This window comes from Noviherbaspirillum autotrophicum, from assembly GCF_000818395.1.
GTDB classification, from domain to species: domain Bacteria; phylum Pseudomonadota; class Gammaproteobacteria; order Burkholderiales; family Burkholderiaceae_D; genus Noviherbaspirillum; species Noviherbaspirillum autotrophicum.
The window spans coordinates 2266107-2282981 of the sequence record NZ_JWJG01000028.1; the positions used below are offsets into that span (position 1 = coordinate 2266107).

The 16875-nt window shown below is 64.4% G+C and carries 18 protein-coding genes; 10 read left to right on the forward strand and 8 right to left on the reverse strand.

What is annotated here, in order from left to right:
- Positions 1–524: 524 nt before the first annotated feature.
- From TSA66_RS11755 to TSA66_RS11780, 6 genes are all read left to right on the forward strand, one after another.
- The gene (locus TSA66_RS11755) at positions 525–2792 is read left to right on the forward strand and encodes an FAD-dependent oxidoreductase (protein ID WP_040040173.1); all 2268 of its coding nucleotides are present in this window, start codon (positions 525–527) and stop codon (positions 2790–2792) included.
- A 76-nt stretch (positions 2793–2868) separates the two neighbouring features.
- A complete protein-coding gene (locus TSA66_RS25525) occupies positions 2869–3384 on the forward strand; it encodes a PRC-barrel domain-containing protein (RefSeq protein WP_157691663.1) in 516 nt (171 codons plus the stop codon).
- A gap of 103 nt (positions 3385–3487) precedes the next feature.
- Positions 3488–3934: a PRC-barrel domain-containing protein gene (locus tag TSA66_RS11765; RefSeq protein WP_040040174.1), complete on the forward strand. Its 447-nt coding sequence runs from the start codon at positions 3488–3490 to the stop codon at positions 3932–3934.
- Positions 3935–4007: 73 nt separating this feature from the next.
- Positions 4008–4505 (forward strand): DUF421 domain-containing protein, encoded by a 498-nt coding sequence (locus tag TSA66_RS11770; RefSeq protein WP_040040175.1) that lies wholly within the window; start codon positions 4008–4010, stop codon positions 4503–4505.
- Positions 4506–4625: 120 nt separating this feature from the next.
- Complete coding sequence (locus tag TSA66_RS11775; RefSeq protein ID WP_052452257.1) at positions 4626–5579, forward strand: MBL fold metallo-hydrolase; 954 nt, start codon at positions 4626–4628, stop codon at positions 5577–5579.
- 1 nt (position 5580) lies between these two features.
- Positions 5581–6369, forward strand: a complete 789-nt coding sequence (locus TSA66_RS11780) for an SGNH/GDSL hydrolase family protein (protein ID WP_052452258.1) — start codon at positions 5581–5583, stop codon at positions 6367–6369.
- A gap of 136 nt (positions 6370–6505) precedes the next feature.
- Here TSA66_RS11780 and TSA66_RS27315 read toward each other — a convergent pair whose 3' ends face one another.
- From TSA66_RS27315 to TSA66_RS11810, 6 genes are all read right to left on the reverse strand, one after another.
- A complete protein-coding gene (locus TSA66_RS27315; protein WP_052452259.1) occupies positions 6506–7141 on the reverse strand; it encodes a Ku protein in 636 nt (211 codons plus the stop codon).
- Between the two features lie 50 nt (positions 7142–7191).
- Complete coding sequence (locus TSA66_RS11790; protein ID WP_084199516.1) at positions 7192–7791, reverse strand: hemerythrin domain-containing protein; 600 nt, start codon at positions 7789–7791, stop codon at positions 7192–7194.
- Positions 7792–7955: 164 nt separating this feature from the next.
- Complete coding sequence (gene waaF / locus TSA66_RS11795) at positions 7956–9014, reverse strand: lipopolysaccharide heptosyltransferase II (protein WP_040040176.1); 1059 nt, start codon at positions 9012–9014, stop codon at positions 7956–7958.
- A complete protein-coding gene (locus TSA66_RS11800) occupies positions 9011–9640 on the reverse strand; it encodes a D-glycero-alpha-D-manno-heptose-1,7-bisphosphate 7-phosphatase (protein WP_052452260.1) in 630 nt (209 codons plus the stop codon). The genes waaF and TSA66_RS11800 overlap by 4 nt, the downstream gene beginning before the upstream one ends.
- A 181-nt stretch (positions 9641–9821) precedes the next feature.
- Positions 9822–10592 (reverse strand): SDR family oxidoreductase, encoded by a 771-nt coding sequence (locus TSA66_RS11805; protein WP_052452261.1) that lies wholly within the window; start codon positions 10590–10592, stop codon positions 9822–9824.
- 58 nt (positions 10593–10650) lie between these two features.
- Positions 10651–11934 carry a glycosyltransferase family 4 protein gene (locus TSA66_RS11810; RefSeq protein WP_040040177.1) on the reverse strand — a complete coding sequence of 428 codons (1284 nt, stop codon included), beginning with the start codon at positions 11932–11934 and terminating at the stop codon, positions 10651–10653.
- Between the two features lie 505 nt (positions 11935–12439).
- Between TSA66_RS11810 and TSA66_RS11815 the strand changes: the two genes are divergently transcribed.
- From TSA66_RS11815 to TSA66_RS11830, 4 genes are all read left to right on the forward strand, one after another.
- Complete coding sequence (locus TSA66_RS11815) at positions 12440–12919, forward strand: outer membrane lipoprotein (protein ID WP_084199518.1); 480 nt, start codon at positions 12440–12442, stop codon at positions 12917–12919.
- 145 nt (positions 12920–13064) lie between these two features.
- Positions 13065–13892 carry a mechanosensitive ion channel family protein gene (locus TSA66_RS11820; protein ID WP_040040179.1) on the forward strand — a complete coding sequence of 276 codons (828 nt, stop codon included), beginning with the start codon at positions 13065–13067 and terminating at the stop codon, positions 13890–13892.
- A gap of 187 nt (positions 13893–14079) precedes the next feature.
- Positions 14080–14901, forward strand: a complete 822-nt coding sequence (locus tag TSA66_RS11825) for a hypothetical protein (RefSeq protein WP_052452262.1) — start codon at positions 14080–14082, stop codon at positions 14899–14901.
- 31 nt (positions 14902–14932) lie between these two features.
- On the forward strand, positions 14933–15229 hold the full coding sequence (locus tag TSA66_RS11830; RefSeq protein WP_084199520.1) for a PRC-barrel domain-containing protein: 297 nt from the start codon (positions 14933–14935) through the stop codon (positions 15227–15229).
- A 155-nt stretch (positions 15230–15384) separates the two neighbouring features.
- Here the strand turns inward: TSA66_RS11830 and TSA66_RS11835 are convergent, their stop codons facing one another.
- Together TSA66_RS11835 and TSA66_RS11840 are read right to left on the reverse strand one after the other, a co-directional pair.
- A complete protein-coding gene (locus tag TSA66_RS11835) occupies positions 15385–15882 on the reverse strand; it encodes a hypothetical protein (protein WP_040040181.1) in 498 nt (165 codons plus the stop codon).
- Between the two features lie 29 nt (positions 15883–15911).
- A complete protein-coding gene (locus TSA66_RS11840; protein ID WP_040040182.1) occupies positions 15912–16862 on the reverse strand; it encodes a glycosyltransferase in 951 nt (316 codons plus the stop codon).
- Between the last annotated feature and the right edge of the window lie 13 nt (positions 16863–16875).

The window sequence follows — 16875 nt, forward strand, 5'->3', positions numbered from 1 at the left end:
GGCTGTTGCGTTTTTTACCAATTCGTCGCGGCGCATGCAGGATGGGCCAGCGTTGAAGGCGGGAGCGGTGCGGCGTGCCCGCAAGAGGGGCGGCTGCCGCTCCGGGCTTGTTAAGCAGGAAGCATACCGAGCGCATGCCCGAGACGTCGAACCGGCCATCCATCTGCTTCCTGCCTGCATTGCATCCTGGACAAGCGCGTGGAAAATATTGCCGCCCGGTGTTACTGCGCGTTGTAGCTTTTACGGTCCGCTGTAAAAATTACGGAATTGGAATTCCGGTGTATTGCAGCGTCCTCCCTGCAGCCGTAGAAAATAGAGAAATGTCGGCGATGGCTCGTTTCGGCATAAGTCTTGCCTATGCCTCCCTTACTGCATTGACCTTGTGCAAATCCATCGCATCCTGTCGTTCCTGCGATGCGCGATGGCCTCAGAATTAACGCTTATTGATGCACAAGGCCTGTCATCCGAAAGTTTCTTGATAGAGATGTTTGCGGCGGCTTCGCCATCAGACACGAGGAGAATGCATGGCATCTGCAATCATCGTTTTTTCTCACCTGCGCTGGGATTTCGTTTTTTGCCGGCCGCAACAACTCATGTCGCGCCTGGCATCCCAGCAGCCAGTGGTATTTATCGAAGAGCCGCAGTACCGTGACGGCGCGGCATCCCTCAACACCTATTCGCCGCTGCCCGGCGTGCTGGTATGCCAGCCGCAGACGCCGGTTGACCAGGCAGGCTTTCACGACGACCAGTTGCCGTACCTGCGGGCCCTGCTGCGCCAGCTGGTGCGCGACTTCGACGAGCACGTCGCGTGGTTCTACACGCCGATGGCACTGCCGCTTCTGCAGGAACTGCAGCCCGGGCTGGTGGTGTACGACTGCATGGAAGAGTCCAGCCGGAATACGCCCAAGCAGTGGCAGCAGCGCGAGAATGGCTTGCTGAAGGCGGCCGACCTCGTGCTGGCCGGCGGGCGCAGCCTGTACCGCTCGCGCAATCGGCGGCATTCGAATGTGCGCTACCTGCCCGACAGCGTCGATGCGGCGCATTTCGAAGCGGCGCTCGACCGGACCAATTCGCATCCCGCGCACCGCGAAATTCCCGGCCCGCGCCTGGGCTACTACGGGGTGCTCGACGAACGCATCGATATCGCGTTGCTCGGCCAGCTGGCCGATGCCCATCCGCGCTGGCAAATCGTGCTGGTCGGCCCGGTGCGGGGTATCGATCCGCAAGCCCTGCCGCAGCGTGCCAACGTGCATTACCTCGGCCTGCAGCCGTATCAGGCGCTACCGTTGTTCCTCGCAGGGTGGGATGTCTGCCTGCTGCCGTTCGCGCTCAATGAAGCCACGCGATCGAGCTGCCCGCTCAAGCTGCTCGAATACATGGCAGCTGAGTTGCCGGTCGTCAGCACTCCGCTGCCCGAGGTGGCGCGGGCGTATGGCGACGTCGTGGCGATCGCCGATGATGCGCACGCCTTCGTGGCCGCCTGCGAGGAAGTGCTGCTGGCGCCGCCGCAGGCGCATGCGGCGCGGATCGAAAAAATGCGCGCGCTGCTGGCATCGATGTCATGGGATGCCCGGGCAGACAAGGTGCGCGCGCTGCTCGACAGCACGCCGCGGCGCTGTCCGGAACATGAGGCAGCAGCGAGCCTCGCCCCGGATGAAGTGCCCAACATCAATCGCCTGCAGCGCGGCGAGGCTGCCAGATACGTGGCCACCGCCATCATCGGCGCCGGGCCGGCTGGCCTGTCGGCCGCCTATCATCTGGGGCACGAAGCGGTACTGTTCGAGAAGCAGTCGATGGTCGGCGGCAGCTGCCGCTCCATCAAGGACAGCGGCTTCACCTTCGATCACGGCGGGCATATCCTGTTTTCCGATGAGCCGTACGTGCTTGAGCTGTACCGCACGCTGCTTGGCTCTAACCTGCACTGGCAGGACCGTGAGGCCTGGGTATACAGCAAGAACGGCTACACCCGCTATCCGTTCCGGGGTGGCTTGTACGACTTGGCGCCGGAAGTGGTCAAGGAAAATGTCATGAAAGCGATTGCGGGGCGCTTCGGCTATCCATTGCGCGGCGGGTGCCAGGCATTGATGTCGGGCTTTGTGCCGCATATCAAGGGAACCGTCGAACTCAATGCCGACGTAGTGCAGCTTTCTCCGCGCCAGCGCACCATTGCGCTGGCAGATGGCAGGCACTATCAATATCAACACTTGATCAGCACCTTGCCGCTGCCGGAACTGGTGCGCATCATTGGCGACGAGGCGCCGGACGAAGTCCGGGAGGCGGCTGCCGGCCTGCGCCATGAGTCGTTGCGTTGCGTCAATTTGGGTGTGGCGCGCGAACGGATTACTGAAAAACATTGGATCTATTATCCGGAAGATACGATCTTTGATAGCATCTTTGCGCAGGGCAATGCCAGCCCGGATTGCAATCCACCCGGCGGCTTCGCCCTGACCTGCGAAATCAGCTATGCGCCGTGGAAGCCACTGCCGTCGGCCGGGCAGGCGCTGATCGACCTTTGCGTGCGCGACTGCATCCGCGTCGGCCTGTTGCGGGAGGATGACCGCATCATTGCCGCCAGCGAAGTCGACATACCCTATGCCGGCATGGTGTACGACCAGGCGCAAGAGAGCAACGTGCAAACCATCAAGTCTTGGCTCGACCTGCACGACATCGTCGTCGCCGGCTGCCATGCCGAGTGGGATGACTGCAACGCCGAACATGCGTTTATCGCAGGCAAGAAGGCAGCAGACGCGGTCAAATGGGTTGAGCCGCTGAAAAGCGCACTTGTCGAGTGAGCGTAGAGGTGGCTGCCAGTGCTTACTGGTATGGGATTTGCTGCAGATGTCGCGTATGGCGGCGAGCGGGGCAGAGATGAAAGCATTGGGTATTGCGGCACTTGTGGTGGCGCTTGCGACAAGCAATCTGTATGCGGCCGCGCCGGAGGCCGGGACGGTCACTGCGCCGTCGGCATCGACGGCGCAGCAAAACAAGCATATGTACCGCAGCAGCAAGATCATCGGTACAGCCGTGCGCGACATGCACGACCGCAAGATCGGCGAGATCAAGGATCTCTTGCTCGATAGCCGGCGCGGTGCGGTCGCGTTTGCAATCGTGAACTTCGGCGGCGTGCTCGGTGTCGGATCGAAATACCACGCGATCCCATGGCAGATATTGCGTCCCAGCGATGACGCCCGCTACTACGTGCTGCAGGCGGACCGCGAGACGATCAGCCTGGCGCCGAGCTTTGATCGCGGCAACTGGCCCGACCTGTCCGACGAACGCTGGAGCGCGGATGTGGAGCGCTACTGGAGCCGCCGCCTGGGCCCTGGCAGCGCCGATGCCAATCGCCTGCCTGAGGGCCCGGCCGCGGCGCCGGGCAGCCGCTGAAACCGTTTTACATGCAGGGAGCCGGTACGATGCGTTCAGCCTGAATCGGTACGGAAAACATAACAGGCAGGCCGCGCATCCGCACACTCGAAAGGAAACACGTATGGCTAACTATCCTTCCAATCCTTCCACCTCGACTTCCACCGGCGCCGGCGCGCGCATTGTCGGCGGTGATGCCAACACTTCCGGGCCAGGCCCGGACATCATGGCGGCCGATACGCTGCAGGGCGACGACGTGGTCAACGCCCAGGGTGACAACCTTGGCGAAATCAAGGACATCATGCTGGACGTGCCGAGCGGGCGCATTGCCTATGCCGTGCTGTCGTTCGGCGGCGTCATGGGCATCGGCGACAAGCTGTTCGCCATCCCCTGGAGCGCGCTGACCCTGGACGCCAACCGGCACTGCTTCGTGCTCAATATCGACAAGGAGCAGTTAAAGAATGCGCCTGGTTTCGACAAGGACCACTGGCCGGCCATGGCCGACCGCACCTGGGGCGAGCAGATTCACTCCTACTACAACCAGCGTCCGTACTGGGAAATGACGAGCTGACCAAGCCAATGGCTCGGCATTTGGAGATGGCGCCCCCTGGGGCGCCATTTTTTTAACCGGATGGAAGCGGCAGATGGATGCATTCGTTTCGGCCATCGAGTGGGGCCGGGTATTCAAACTCAGCATTCCGTTCCTCGAAATCGTGGTCAGGGGGAGCGCCATGTACTGGTTTCTGTTCGCCGTGTTCAGGTTCCTGATCCGGCGCGATGTCGGTTCGGTCGGCGTGGCCGACATCCTGGTGCTGATCATCGTCGCCGACGCCGCGCAGAATGCGATGGCCGGCGAATACACCTCCGTCGGCGACGGCATGGTGCTGGTGCTGACGCTGATCGGCTGGAACATGCTGCTCGACTGGATGAGCTTCTATTTCCCTGCGGTGCGCCGCTTTGCCGAGCCGGCGCCTCTGCGCCTCGTCATCAACGGACAAATGCTCAAGCGCAATATGCGCAAGGAATTCATTACCGAAGAGGAACTCTGGAGCAAGCTGCGGGAGGCCGGGGTGGATTCTCTGGATCAGGTCAAGGAAGCCTTCATCGAATCAGACGGTCAGGTCAGCGTGATCAAGAAGTAGCACTAACAGCACTAACGCGACTTTCTCGAACGGAAATTAATCGAAATCAATAAGAGTGCGAGCGGAAATGGAGAACATGGCGACGAGCCGAAGTCCCGGCCTTGCCTGCAAAAACTTTCCATGAAACCACACCGCGCCAAGCCTTTTCTTGTTTTTCTGCTGTTTGGAGTTCTGGCTGGCGCCGTCGCGCTTGCCTGGACCTTCAGTGCCGCCACGCTGCAGCCGGCTGCGCTGCAGACCGTGGAATTGCCGCCGGCAACGCCGCCGCAAGGCATGTCGCTGTCGGCCCTGCCGACCGGTTCGATGACCTCGCGCGCGGCATTCGCTTATCGCGGCGGGCGCTTTGGCGACGAGCGCGAATTCGCGATGACCGCTGTCCTGGTGCGCCACCCGCGCGGCGACCTGCTGTTCGATACCGGGTTCGGCCGCCACCTGGAGCAGCACCTGGCGCTGCAGCCCGCGCTAATGCGGGCCACCGCGAACTTCAGCAAGGGCACGCCTGCGGCCGACCAGTTGGCCGCGCATGGCTTTGACACCGGCCGGTTGGCCGGCGTGGTACTCACGCATGCCCACTGGGATCACGTCAGCGGGCTCGACAGCCTGCCGGGCGTGCCGGTCTGGGTCAACGCCGCCGAGCGCGACTTCATCGCCGGCGGCGGCGACATGACGTCGGTGGCGCGCAGCCTGGACCGGCTGGAATTCAAGCTGTACCGGTTCACCGACCGGCCCTATCTCGGCTTTGCGCAAAGCCTCGATGTCTGGGGCGACGGCTCGGTCGTGCTGGTGCCGGCCGCAGGTCACACGCCGGGATCGATGATCGCATTCATCACGCTACCGTCGGGCGCGCGCTATGCGCTGCTGGGCGACCTGGTATGGCAGGCCGAGGGCATCGACTTGCCCGCCGAGCGGCCGTGGATATCGCGTGCGCTGGCCGACGTCGATGCGTCGGCAGTGCGTGAAAATATCGCCCGCGTCGCTGCCATCCATCGGCGCTTCCCGCAGATCCGCATGTTGCCGGCGCACGATGCGCGCGCGATGGGCTCCTTGCCGGTGTTCCCGACGGCCGCGCAATAACATGACCCCCGCCATGTTGCGCCGCCTGGCCGCGCTGGTGGTTACAGCGCTGGTTGCGCTGCTGTGCGCCTCGGGCGCCCAGGCGGCCCGTCCCGCCCGTGCGGCCGCGGCGCTGCGCATTCTTTTCATCGGCAACAGCTATACCTACACCAACGACCTGCCGAAACTGGTGCGCGAGCTGGCGCTGGCCAGCGGCGCGGCGCGGCCGGTGGAAACCGAAGCGGTCACCGCCGGCGGCGTCAGCCTGAAATGGCATTGGGAGCAGGGCGCCGCGCGCGCGGCCCTGATGCAGAAAAAATGGGATTACGTGGTGCTGCAGGATTTCAGCACCCTGCCGCTCACCGATGCGGCGGCCGTGCGGCAATATATGCGCTTGTTCGACGAGCAGATTCGCCAGGCCGGCGCGCGTACCGTGCTGTACCTGACCTGGGCACGCGCCACTTCGCCCGAGACGCAGGCCGAGCTCAACCGCGTCTATTACGGTATCGGCGGCGAGCTTGCCGCGCGCGTGGCGCCGGTGGGGCCGGCGTGGGCCATCGCCCGCGAGCTGGACCCGCGCCTGCAGCTTTACGAAAACGATAACAGCCATCCGACCCTGGCTGGATCGTACCTGGCTGCCTACGTGCTCCAGCTCACCCTGTTCGGCAAGGCGCCGCGCATGTCGGACGTGCCATCCGGACTGAGCCCGATCGAGCATCGCACGCTGCTGCTGGCGGCGCTGCGGGCCACGGCGCGCAGCGACTGGCTGGCACGCATGTCGCGCCGGCGCGGTGTCGACGTGCCCGACTAGGCCCCAGCACAAAAAAAAGCAGGGCAACTTGCGCTGCCCTGCAACCCGAACAAACACACCACCAGGAGACAACTGATCCGTTTTGCTCTTGCGCGGGCCGCCCCCACGGCAACCCGCAATGCATCCATGGGAGGCGCTAGTTCAGCAGCCTGCCCCGCGCCCGTCCCGGCATCGCGCCGCCGCGCCGGGACGCCGCCTGCGGCCTGCGGCGATGCGGCCTGCCCCACAACCTGTCCATCAAGTCCTCTTCCAGCCCCAACGCGCCCTGTTCCGCCAGATCGAGGAGCTCTTCCAGTTCGACCGCTTCGGCCGCGCCCGCGGGCATGGCCAGCTCGATTTGCATGTCCGGCTCCGGGCGCAGCGCGTCCCATTGCTGGGTCATGCTGTCGACCAGCCGGGTGGCAGCCGCCAGTTCGCTTTCGCTGATGTCGGCCTCGGCGAATTCGCGCGGTGCCAGCCCATGCCTATCGCTATCGCGCGTTTCGCTGGCGTACTGCAGCGTGTTGAGCACGAGCGCCTTGCCCTGCGGGACCAGCGCCGCCAAGTGCCTGCGCATCTGGATCACGACATAGGCGATGCCGATCTTGCGCGTACTGCGCAGCGCCTCGCGCAATACCGCATAAGCCTTTTCGCCGCCCGGCGGCGGGGTGAGGTAATAGGGCGTTCCGAAATAGTGGAAGGGGATTTCCTGCGCCTCGACGAATGCGAAAATATCGACCGCATGCGTCGGCTTGATCTCGCTCGCGCTTGCTCCCTTGTCGGTCAAAATCACTTGGTGCCTTTCCTTGTCTTCGTTAATCCTGACGGTCCGCGCGGCTATCGCTAGTGCACGCGCCGTCCCGCCTTGGTCTTGGCGGCTGGTTCGTCGTCTTCGTCTTCCACCGCCTCGGCCGGCGCAATGCCAAGCTCCTCGCGCAGTTCCAGCTTGCGCTGACGGATTTCGTCGCCGATGCCTTCCAGATCAAGGCCGGCCTTTTTGGCTTTCGGGAAGATTTCCTTTTCTTCTTCCTGGATATGGTGTCTCACGTATTCCCCCAGTACCGTAAACTTCGCGTCGTACAAGTCGTCTTCCGGCTGCATCGCCGCCAGCTCGGTGATGAGTTGCTTGGCCGATGCGTGCTCGACCTCGGCTTCGTCCAGCAAGTCCAGGTCGTCGATCGCTTCGCGCAGCGCGGGGTAGAACAGCTCTTCTTCCACCTGCGCATGAATGGTCAGCTCGGCGCAAGTGTTTTCAACCAGCAGTTGCCTGGATTCATCGTCCGGATCGTTTTCTTCTTTCATTTGTTCGAAGTCGTCGAACATGCGCAGCACTCGCTTGTGGTCGTCCGCAAGCACGTCGAGCGCATCTTGTGGTTCCGTCTTGGCATGGCCGCGGTACGAGGTGGTCTTCGAAGAAGATTTGGAAGACGAACTACGTGGCATGGCTTTCTCCTCACAGGTTGTCCGGCTGCACGAATCGGCCGGCAGTCCGTTTCCTATCGCAAGCTCTGTGCCAAGATCGGATGCGGGAGGAAATCAGGCGCGCGGCCAGCGGCAACGCGGTGGGCATGTCAGGTCGAAAGCGTTTTTGCAATCAGGTGTAAAACTTACAGCAGTTCAAGCGCCGCACCGACCACGCGCGCCGGCGACACGCCTTCCAGGCAGCGATGGTGGCCCTGCGGGCACACGCTCTTGTAGCAGAAGCGGCATGGCACGTCCTCGAACAGCACCCGGCTCGGTACTTGCCAGGGGGTGTGTTGCGGATTGGTGAGCGCGTACAGGTCGACCACCGGCGTGCCGACTGCAGCGGCGATATGGGCCGGGCCGGTGTTGTTGGATATGACGAGGGGCGCCGCCGCAATGAGCGCACCCAACTGCCCGAGGCTCAGCTGGCCGGCCAGCGAATAGGCGCGCGCAATGCCAGCCCCGATCTCTTGCGCCAGCGCCGCTTCCTGCGCACTACCGGTCAGCACCAGCGGGCATGCCAGGCGAGCGGACAAGTCGCGCGCCACCGCTTTCCAGTGCTGCGCCGGATAGCGGCGCGACGCTGCAGTCGCGCCCGGATGCAGCACCACCCAGGGCATGCCGGGCGCGATGTCGAGCGAGCGCAGGCAGGACGCGGCCCATTCCGCGTCCGCCGCTGCCACCCGAAACGACAGGCGTTCGTCGGCGGTGCGCGCGCCGATCGTGGCCACGAGATCGAGCTGGCGCTGCACTTCGTGCCGCACGCGCTCCTGCGGCTCCGGATCGCGCACCCAGTGGGTCAGCAGCTGGTAGGGATTTTCATGGCAGTGCGCCAGCCGCAGCGGGATGCGCGCCAGGTGGCATAGCAGCGCCGACGGCAGCGGATTCTGGCTGTAGACGGTGAAGATGACGGCGGCGTCGAAACGGTGCCGCCGCAGCAGGCGGATCATCGCCATGTCGGCGCGCGCGTCGCGCTGGTTGCTGCTCTTGAGCCAAGGCGCATCGTATTCGATGGCGGCATCGACTTCCGGAATGAAGCGGGCCGCCTCTGCGCCGCTGCGCGAAGTCAGCAGCGTCAGGCGGCGGCCGGGCAGCGACTCTTTGAGCGCACGCAGCGCCGGCGTCGTCATCAGCACGTCGCCCAGGTAGTCGAGTCGGATGCACAGGATGTTCCTGGCGTGCTGCCAGGCCTGTTCGCTCATGGGCTCAGCACGCCGCTGCCGGGTACGGCGCGCAGGATGTCGGGCGGGATGGCATCGACGGACAGCTGAGGCTCTTCCAGCTCGGCGATCAGGCTCGCGGCGGCGTACAGGTCGGGCGCGGAAAAATGCGGGGTGCGCTGTGCCGACATGTGCCACTCGGTTTCGTTGCCGTTGTCGATCAGGACCGTGCGGCAGCCGGCACGGCGGCCGGCCTCGACATCGTTGAGGATGTCGCCGATCATCCAGGACTGCGCGAGGTCGACGCCGTGTTCGTGGGCGGCGCGATACAGCATGCCGGGCATCGGCTTGCGGCAGGTGCAGGGGATCGCGTAGCGGCTGACGCTGCCCTCGACGGCGTGCGGGCAGTAGTAGAAGCCGTCGAGCGTGACGCCGTACTGCGCCAGGAGCTCCTGCAGGCGGTGTTCGATCTGGTCGAGCGCCGGTTCGGTGAACAAGCCGTGGGCGATGCCGGACTGGTTGGTGACAACGTACAGTGCGTAGCCGAGCTGCTTGAACAGCTGCAGGCCGGGGCCGGCGTGCCAGGTAAGCTGCAGCAGGCCGGGATCGACGTTGTAGGGAACGTTTTCTACAAGGGTGCCGTCTTTGTCGAGGAAGATTGCGCGCATAGGTGGTGGTCTCGATTCGTCACTTGTCCGGCATTCGCTCGCGCTGACGCGGTGCTGACTCGTCTGCGGGCAGACTTGCCGGGGGCGGCCCGGCGGCCGCGTTGGGCGCTCTCCCGCAAGCGGAAGAGGGCGGAGGAGGGCGTGGCGGCAGCCAATGCCCGCCGCCGCATTTTCTTCCCCATCACGGCCACGACGTCTCCTGCATCGGCAGCACCATCACTTCCGGGATCACCGTCTGTTCCGGCAGCATCAGCACCGACTTCACGGCACGCGCGACATTGGCCGGGTCCTGCAGCGTTGACACATCGATGTCGGGGAAACGGTCCAGCAAGAACGGCGTGCGCATGCCGCCGGCGATGACGGCGGTGACCTTGATGTTGTGCGGCCGCAGTTCCGCATGCAGCGCGTGCGACAGGCCCAGCAGCCCCCACTTGCTGGCGTGGTAGGCCGACGCGTTGGGCCAGGCGCGCTTGGCGGCGGTGGAGGCGATGTTGACGATCTGGCCGGAGCGCTGCTTCTTCATGTGCTGCGCGGCGTACTTCGACAGCAGGAACGGGCCGTACAGGTTGGTGCGGATGACGCGGTCCCAGTCGGCGTAGTCGAGTTCCTCGATCGGGCAGGTGATATCCGTGCCGGCATTATTGATCAGTACGTCGAGCTTGCCGAAGCGCTCGATGGTTTCGTCGATCGCGCGTTCGGCCGCGACCGGATCGCCGACGTTGAAGCCGATCGCATGGGTTTTTCCGGACGTCTGTGCCAGCAGCGAGGCGACGGTCTGCGCCTTGTCCAGGTTGAGATCGCCGACCACCACGTCGGCGCCGCAGGACGACAGCATATGGCACAGCGCCGCGCCCAGGCCGCTGGCGCCGCCGGTGACCAGTACGGCTTTTCCTGCCAGATCGGCTGCTTCGGCGGGACTGACGGTGTAGCTGGATACTTTAACGTTGCTCAAGAGGGCCTCCAAAAGGGTGATACCGACAAAGGTGGTGCAACTGGTTTTCTGACGCGGCTTAGGTGCGCAAGCCGACTTCGGCTGCCACGCTGCGGGTGCCCGTCGCGTAGGCCGGCGACGGTTGCGCCACGCGTTCGTACACGTCGGCGATGCGGGTGGCGACGGTGCGCCAGGTGAACTGCTGGTAGGCGCGCCGCATGCCGGCCCAGCCCAGACGCTGCGCGATATGCGGATGGCGCTGCAGCCAGAGCAGGCGCTCGGCCAAGGCCTGCGGGTCGTGGGGCGGCACCAGGTAGCCGGTTTCGCCATCGACCACGGTGGTCTTGATGCCGCCGACGGCCGTGCCGACGACCGGCGTGCCGCAGGCCATCGCTTCCACCGGGGTGATGCCGAACGGTTCGTACCACGGCGTGGTGACGAACACATTGGCCGCGCTGTAGTAGTAGCGCAGCAAGCCGCGCTGGCGCTGGCCGGTGAAGGTCACCGCGTCGGCAATGCCGAGCTCGTCCGCCAGCCGCATCAGTCGCCCCAGCTCCGGCGTGGCGGCCGGGTCGGGCAGCTCGGAGTTGCCGCCCACGACCAGCAGGCGCACCGGCACTTCGTGCTGCTGCAGGATGGCGGCGGCGCGGATCACGTTGTCGATGCCCTTGCGCGGCACGATGCGGCCCAGCTGCAGCACCACGAATTCGTCGCGGCCGATGCCGAGCTGCTGGCGCGCGTCGAGCGTGACCGGCCAGAATTCGTCGGGATCGAAGCCGCAGGGCACGACGTCGATGTGCTCGCTCGGCGCGCCGTACAGGGTTTCCATGTCCTGCTGGTCCTGCGGGCATTCGGCGATGATGCTGTCGGCATCCTGCATCAGCCTTTCCTCGATGTCGAAGCGGATATCGGGGAAGGCGTCGGCATCCTTCTGGTTCAGGCGGCGCACCCGCCCCAGCGCATGGAAGGTCATCACGAACGGGATGCCGAGGATATGCTTGACTTGCTGCGCGACCATGCCGGACATGAAGAAATTGGCATGCATCAGGTCATAGGGGATCTTTTGCCGGCGCGCAAATCGAATCACGAAGCGGCCAAACTGCTCCATGTAGGGCAGCATCGCTTCCTTGGGAATGAAGTGCGCCGGCCCGGCAGGAACATGGATGACGCGCACGTTGGGAACCCAGTCGACCACGGCTTCCTGAGTACTGCTGTCGCGTCGGGTAAAGATGTCGACTTCGTACCCGAGGCGCGCCAGTTGCTTAGCCAGTTGCGCCACGTACACGTTCTGTCCGCCGCTATCGGTGCCACCGATGAGCGCCAGGGGGGATGCATGTTCGCTAATGAGTGCAATTTTTCGCATGATTATCCGGATTATTGGCATTGTCGAAGCGCTGCACCGCACATAAAGCAAAGCATGTACCTAGTCCCGCAAGTGGGCTGGCAAGCCGCTTGCGGCCATTGTTAGGGCACTTTGCGCTGCCGCAAACTCCTTCCGCGAGAGCTTGTCATTCCTGCATCTACGGATCACGTTGGGGTACCGGAAAATGGCCGCGAGCAGGCCTCAACGCGGCTTTCCCTGACGCCTGCCGCCATGGAAATTGCGCGTAATAAATACAGATGGCTGTAAAAAGTACTGCGTCAATTTGTATGTTTGAAATCGTCTCATCCGGCTTTGCATTTTTCGGATGCTGCTAGCATGAATTGGCATCCCGCATGCCTGGCATGCAACCTGCATCAACGAAAGTTCGGAGACGGCAGCTGCCTGCATTCTGCGGATCAATGCCGGACTTGTTCCCGTTTGCGGCCTTGCTCCTCGACAGGCAGACGCCGGAATGTTGATGGTCTTGAAGACAAGGAGATGAACAATGTGGACTATGAATTCGAAATTCGGCGCCATCGCTGTCTGCGCCCTGGCTTTATCCGCCTGCGGCACCACCGGCATGAATAGCTCCACCGGCGTCGCCTCCGCGCCGCCGGTGACGACCACCACGACGGCAAGCAACGCGTCCGGCATGGGCGTGGTGCAGTCCATCGATGTGGTGCCGCGCCAGCAAGCCGGCATCGGCCTGGGCACGGTGGCCGGCGCGGCCGTCGGCGGCCTGCTTGGCAACCAGGTCGGCAGCGGCAGCGGCAGGACCGCGGCGACGGTGGCGGGCGCGGCCGGCGGAGCGCTGGCAGGCCACCAGATGGAAAAGAATGCGCGCGGCAGCGACCAGGTGTACCGGATCACGGTGCGCATGGATGACGGCACCGTCCAGACCCTGGCCCAGGAAACGGCGCCGCAGGTGGCCGCCGGTGACCGCGTGCGCCTGGCAAACGGCACGATCGTCGAGCGCTTCCGCTAAGGACGGTGCTTGTGGCGTCTGCCGTCTTTCCCTCGGGCAGCGCGCGGCGCGGACACAGGCTCCGCGCCGTGCGCGTCCCGCCCCCTTTCGCTGATCCTTCCTTGCCGGACGCACGATTCGCTTCCCGTGCGCAGTGCCGCGCGAGATGAATAAGGCCTTGGCCGAAATCAGCCAGTGGGCCGAACTGCTGCGGCCGTTCTGGCACATCCTGCTGGTATGGTTGCTGGCGTGGCTGGTGCTGCGCTCGCTGCGCCGCGCGCTGGCCGCCTTCAAGCTGCACATCGTGCACAAGGTGGAGCGCGGGCTGGACGGACCGGACGACTTCCGGCGCATCGAGACCCTGACCAACGTGTTTCGCTATGCCGCCGGCATCGTCGTGTTCGGCGTGGCGGCCATGCTCACGCTGGGTGAAATCGGCATCTCCATCACGCCCATCCTCGCCACGGCAGGCGTCGCCGGCATCGCCATCGGCTTCGGCGCGCAAAGCCTGGTCAAGGATTTTTTCACCGGCCTGTTCCTGCTGCTGGAAAACCAGGTGAGCGAAGGCGACGTGATCGAAGTCGCCGGCAAGTCGGGCTATGTCGAGCGCGTCACGCTGCGCCACATCCGCATCCGCGACTACGACGGCAGCGTGCATTTCATCCCGAATGGAATGATCACCACCGTCACCAACCGCAGCCGCGAATACGCGTATGCGGTGATCGATCTGGCCGTCGGTCGCCAGCAAGACTTGGAGTGCGTCTTCGGACTGATGCGCGAGGCCGGCGCCGCCATGCGCCGCGACCCGGCCTTCGGCGCCATGCTGCTGGGCGACGTCGACATTGCCGGAGTAGAAAAAGTCGAGGATGCGGCAATGACATTGCGCTGTCGCCTGAAAGTCAAGCCGGCCCGGCAATGGAGCGTGCGCCGGGAATTTCTGCGTCGCATGAAATTGGCGCTGGACAGGGAGCAGCCCGCTGCACCGGAGGCGTAATTGGAATCCTTACCCAAGGCGTTGCAATCTTTACCGGGGATTGTCGACAGCCTCGCGCCAGGCGCGGGACGAGACGCGGGCATGGATGTTGCGTTTTACGTCTTCGTGAGCCCGTCCGCCAGGCGGGGCGCAGCGGCGTGCACCCCAGCAGGTTTAAGAACCTTCCCGGCATGACAGGAGAAATGACATGGCAATCGATGACACCTACACCGGTCGCAAAGAACTGCCGCAGCAGCTGGTGCCCGAATCCTACGGGCGCCGGCCCCTGTTTTCCGCCGTGCGCTGGGGCGCGGTGCTGGCCGGCGTTGTAGTCGGCATCTCGGTGCAGTTGCTGCTGACCTTGCTGGGCATCGCCACGGGCCTGTCGGCAACCGATGTAGCGCAGGAAGAAGCCATGGGAACCGGACCGCTGCTGTGGGCGGGGCTGTCCATGCTGGTCGCGGCCTTCGTCGGCGGCTATGTCGCCGCGCGCATGTCGGGCCTCAAGCGCAAGGCCGACGGCGTGCTGCACGGCGCGGTTTCCTGGGCAGTGACCACCATCCTGTTCGCCATGCTGGCGACCTCGATCGGCGGCACGCTGGTCAGCGGCGTGTTCAACAACATGAGCCAGCTCGCCAGCGCCAGTGCGCGCTCCGGCGACTCGCCGCTGGCGGCGCTGATGCGCGCGCAAGGCATCCGGCTGGACGCGGCCAGCCTGCGCCAGCTGCAGCAGTACCTGCAGGCCGGCCAGCGCGATCAGGCGGTGCAGCTGGTGATCAACGCCACCGGCATGGAACCCGGCAAGGCCTCGGCAGCGGTGGACCAGGCGCTGATCCTGACCGGCTCGCCCGGCGCGGCCTCGCCACAGAGCCGCGAAGCCACCGAGAGCGCGATGCGCCGCGCCGGCGCTGCGGCCTGGGTGGTATTTGCCGCGGTGGGACTGGCGCTGGCCATCGGCATGGGCGGCGGCATCATGGGCGCGGCCGGATCGCGCCGCGTGAGCTGGTCCTCCGGCGCGCCACGGGCGTGACAACAGCGTTTTTTGTGAAAGGGAATCGCATATGCAGAGAACTGTAGGAAGCCGGACACGCAGCGCGGACCAGAGGCGCAGGCGCTTTGTCAGGGTGTCCGAATGCGATTCCAGCACCGGGCAGCTGCTCTACGGGTGTCCGGTGGTGACCTCTGAAGGATCGCGCATCGGGCAGGTCGATCACCTGATGGTGGATGCGGAGACGCATCAGCTGCGGTACGTGATGCTCGCGCGCAGTCGGCGGAATGGGGCCGTGGTGGCGATTCCGTGGCATGCGTTGTATTTTGATGCGGCGCAGGGGAGGTTGGTGTTTTATACGTGGGTCTGAGCAGGGGACTGCTGATCTTTTTATCCTGATTTCCTCAGTGCGCCAGTGTTGTTGCCGGCTTTTCGTGGAACCTCGCCGGGGAAGCCCGGCTAGTTTCTACGGAGAGGCTACGGAGTTGCATCACTGAAGAGAGGCACCGCGCCAGCCCGAGCAAATCACTTCTCCGGCAAAAACAAATGCCGCTCCCTTTCCGCCGCAATCCCCCCCTTCGCCAGCGCACGCAGCCACATCGCCACCGTTCCCGCGAACGCTTCGTCATACCATGGATTGGCCCCGCTGCAGCTGACCACGATGCCGTCCACCACGACGCTGCCCCATAACACGGTATCGCGCGCCGTCAGCATGTGCGGCCGCAGCTCCTGCACCAGATGGCCATCCATCCCGGTACGCCATGCGACACGCGCCTTGGCATGCGCGAACGCGGCATAATCGGCATCCCATTTCTCCCGGTCGCCGACTGCGTGCTCGTACAGGATCGCTTCCTCGAACGAGGAATTGGCGGGGCCCAGCAGCGGGTCCATCACCACGAGGTACAGAAAGCCGCTTTCGCCGACTTCCTTGTGCTTCATCGCTTCCTGGATCAGCGGCAGGCTCATGGCGACCGCTTTTTCCGCTGCCGCACGGTCGATGAAATAGCTTCCGGAAGATGCCATGGATTCTCCTGTGAGTTGCGTTTTGGGGGCTAGTGTTGCGTCACGAGCTGGAAGACCGCGTCCCAGTCGCGCGCAAAGCGTTCAATGCCGAAGCGTTCGAGCGCGTAGCGCCGCGCCGCTATGCCGAGCTCGCGGGCGTGCTCCGGGTGCGCCAGCAATTCCCGCATGCGCTCGGCGAGCACCTCCTCGCGCGTGTCGATGTAACCCGATACGCCGTTGTCGATCACGGTGGTCATTTCCGTGGTCGCCAGCGCGACGATGGGCATGCCGACCATCATTGCCTCGATCACGGCCAGCCCCAGGCTGGTGTAGCGGATCGGATTGAAGAAGAAGCGGTATTGCGCGCAAAAGGCGGGCAGCCTGGCGTGCTCGACTTCGCCCAGCCCGCCCATTTCCTGCGCGCCCATGCCGACCAGATCGAGCGGCACCGCTTCGCGTGCGCGCGTGAAGACGTCGCCGCCCAGGCGTCGGCCGCGCCGCCCGATGTTGTTGACGACCACGATGCCGCGCGCCAGTTCGCCGCCGTAGCGCACGTCAGGCTGCACGATCACGCCGTGCTCGACGATGCGCGCGGGTGTCACGCCGCTATCCCACATCAGCGCATTGAACGGCGTGACATGCACCAGCAGCATGTCCGGATCCTGCACCGGATGCCGCATGTCGGTCGGGTTCTCGCGCGGCGGATCGTGCTCGAGGTAGATCTTCGGCAGGCGGCGCTGCGCTTCGGACAGGTAGACGTGCTGGTCCTTGAGGTACTGGTCGTCGTCCTGGAACAGGATGCAGTCGAACCGGCAGTCCTTGGCCTGCTCGACCGGCAGGTCGATCACGTTGTCGCCCCATGGGATATGGCCGCAGCGTCCGCCGTATCCGGGCGGGCGGCCGCGCTTGGACAGGACGTAAAAATCGTGCGGGGCCTGGGTCAGGTAATAGAGGTAGCTGCCATGCGTATGCCAGGTGAGGATCTTCAGTCGTCGCTGCATAGAGTGATTGCGC

Bases quoted from the DNA above. Each gene is read 5' to 3' on its own strand.
- TSA66_RS11755 (WP_040040173.1), top strand. From the start codon at position 525: ATGGCATCTGCAATCATCGTTTTTTCTCACCTGCGCTGGGATTTCGTT.
- TSA66_RS25525 (WP_157691663.1), top strand. From the start codon at position 2,869: ATGAAAGCATTGGGTATTGCGGCACTTGTGGTGGCGCTTGCGACAAGC.
- TSA66_RS11765 (WP_040040174.1), top strand. From the start codon at position 3,488: ATGGCTAACTATCCTTCCAATCCTTCCACCTCGACTTCCACCGGCGCC.
- TSA66_RS11770 (WP_040040175.1), top strand. From the start codon at position 4,008: ATGGATGCATTCGTTTCGGCCATCGAGTGGGGCCGGGTATTCAAACTC.
- TSA66_RS11775 (WP_052452257.1), top strand. From the start codon at position 4,626: ATGAAACCACACCGCGCCAAGCCTTTTCTTGTTTTTCTGCTGTTTGGA.
- TSA66_RS11780 (WP_052452258.1), top strand. From the start codon at position 5,581: ATGACCCCCGCCATGTTGCGCCGCCTGGCCGCGCTGGTGGTTACAGCG.
- TSA66_RS11790 (WP_084199516.1), bottom strand. From the start codon at position 7,791: ATGCCACGTAGTTCGTCTTCCAAATCTTCTTCGAAGACCACCTCGTAC.
- waaF (WP_040040176.1), bottom strand. From the start codon at position 9,014: ATGAGCGAACAGGCCTGGCAGCACGCCAGGAACATCCTGTGCATCCGA.
- TSA66_RS11800 (WP_052452260.1), bottom strand. From the start codon at position 9,640: ATGCGCGCAATCTTCCTCGACAAAGACGGCACCCTTGTAGAAAACGTT.
- TSA66_RS11810 (WP_040040177.1), bottom strand. From the start codon at position 11,934: ATGCGAAAAATTGCACTCATTAGCGAACATGCATCCCCCCTGGCGCTC.
- TSA66_RS11815 (WP_084199518.1), top strand. From the start codon at position 12,440: ATGTGGACTATGAATTCGAAATTCGGCGCCATCGCTGTCTGCGCCCTG.
- TSA66_RS11820 (WP_040040179.1), top strand. From the start codon at position 13,065: ATGAATAAGGCCTTGGCCGAAATCAGCCAGTGGGCCGAACTGCTGCGG.
- TSA66_RS11825 (WP_052452262.1), top strand. From the start codon at position 14,080: ATGGCAATCGATGACACCTACACCGGTCGCAAAGAACTGCCGCAGCAG.
- TSA66_RS11830 (WP_084199520.1), top strand. From the start codon at position 14,933: ATGCAGAGAACTGTAGGAAGCCGGACACGCAGCGCGGACCAGAGGCGC.
- TSA66_RS11835 (WP_040040181.1), bottom strand. From the start codon at position 15,882: ATGGCATCTTCCGGAAGCTATTTCATCGACCGTGCGGCAGCGGAAAAA.
- TSA66_RS11840 (WP_040040182.1), bottom strand. From the start codon at position 16,862: ATGCAGCGACGACTGAAGATCCTCACCTGGCATACGCATGGCAGCTAC.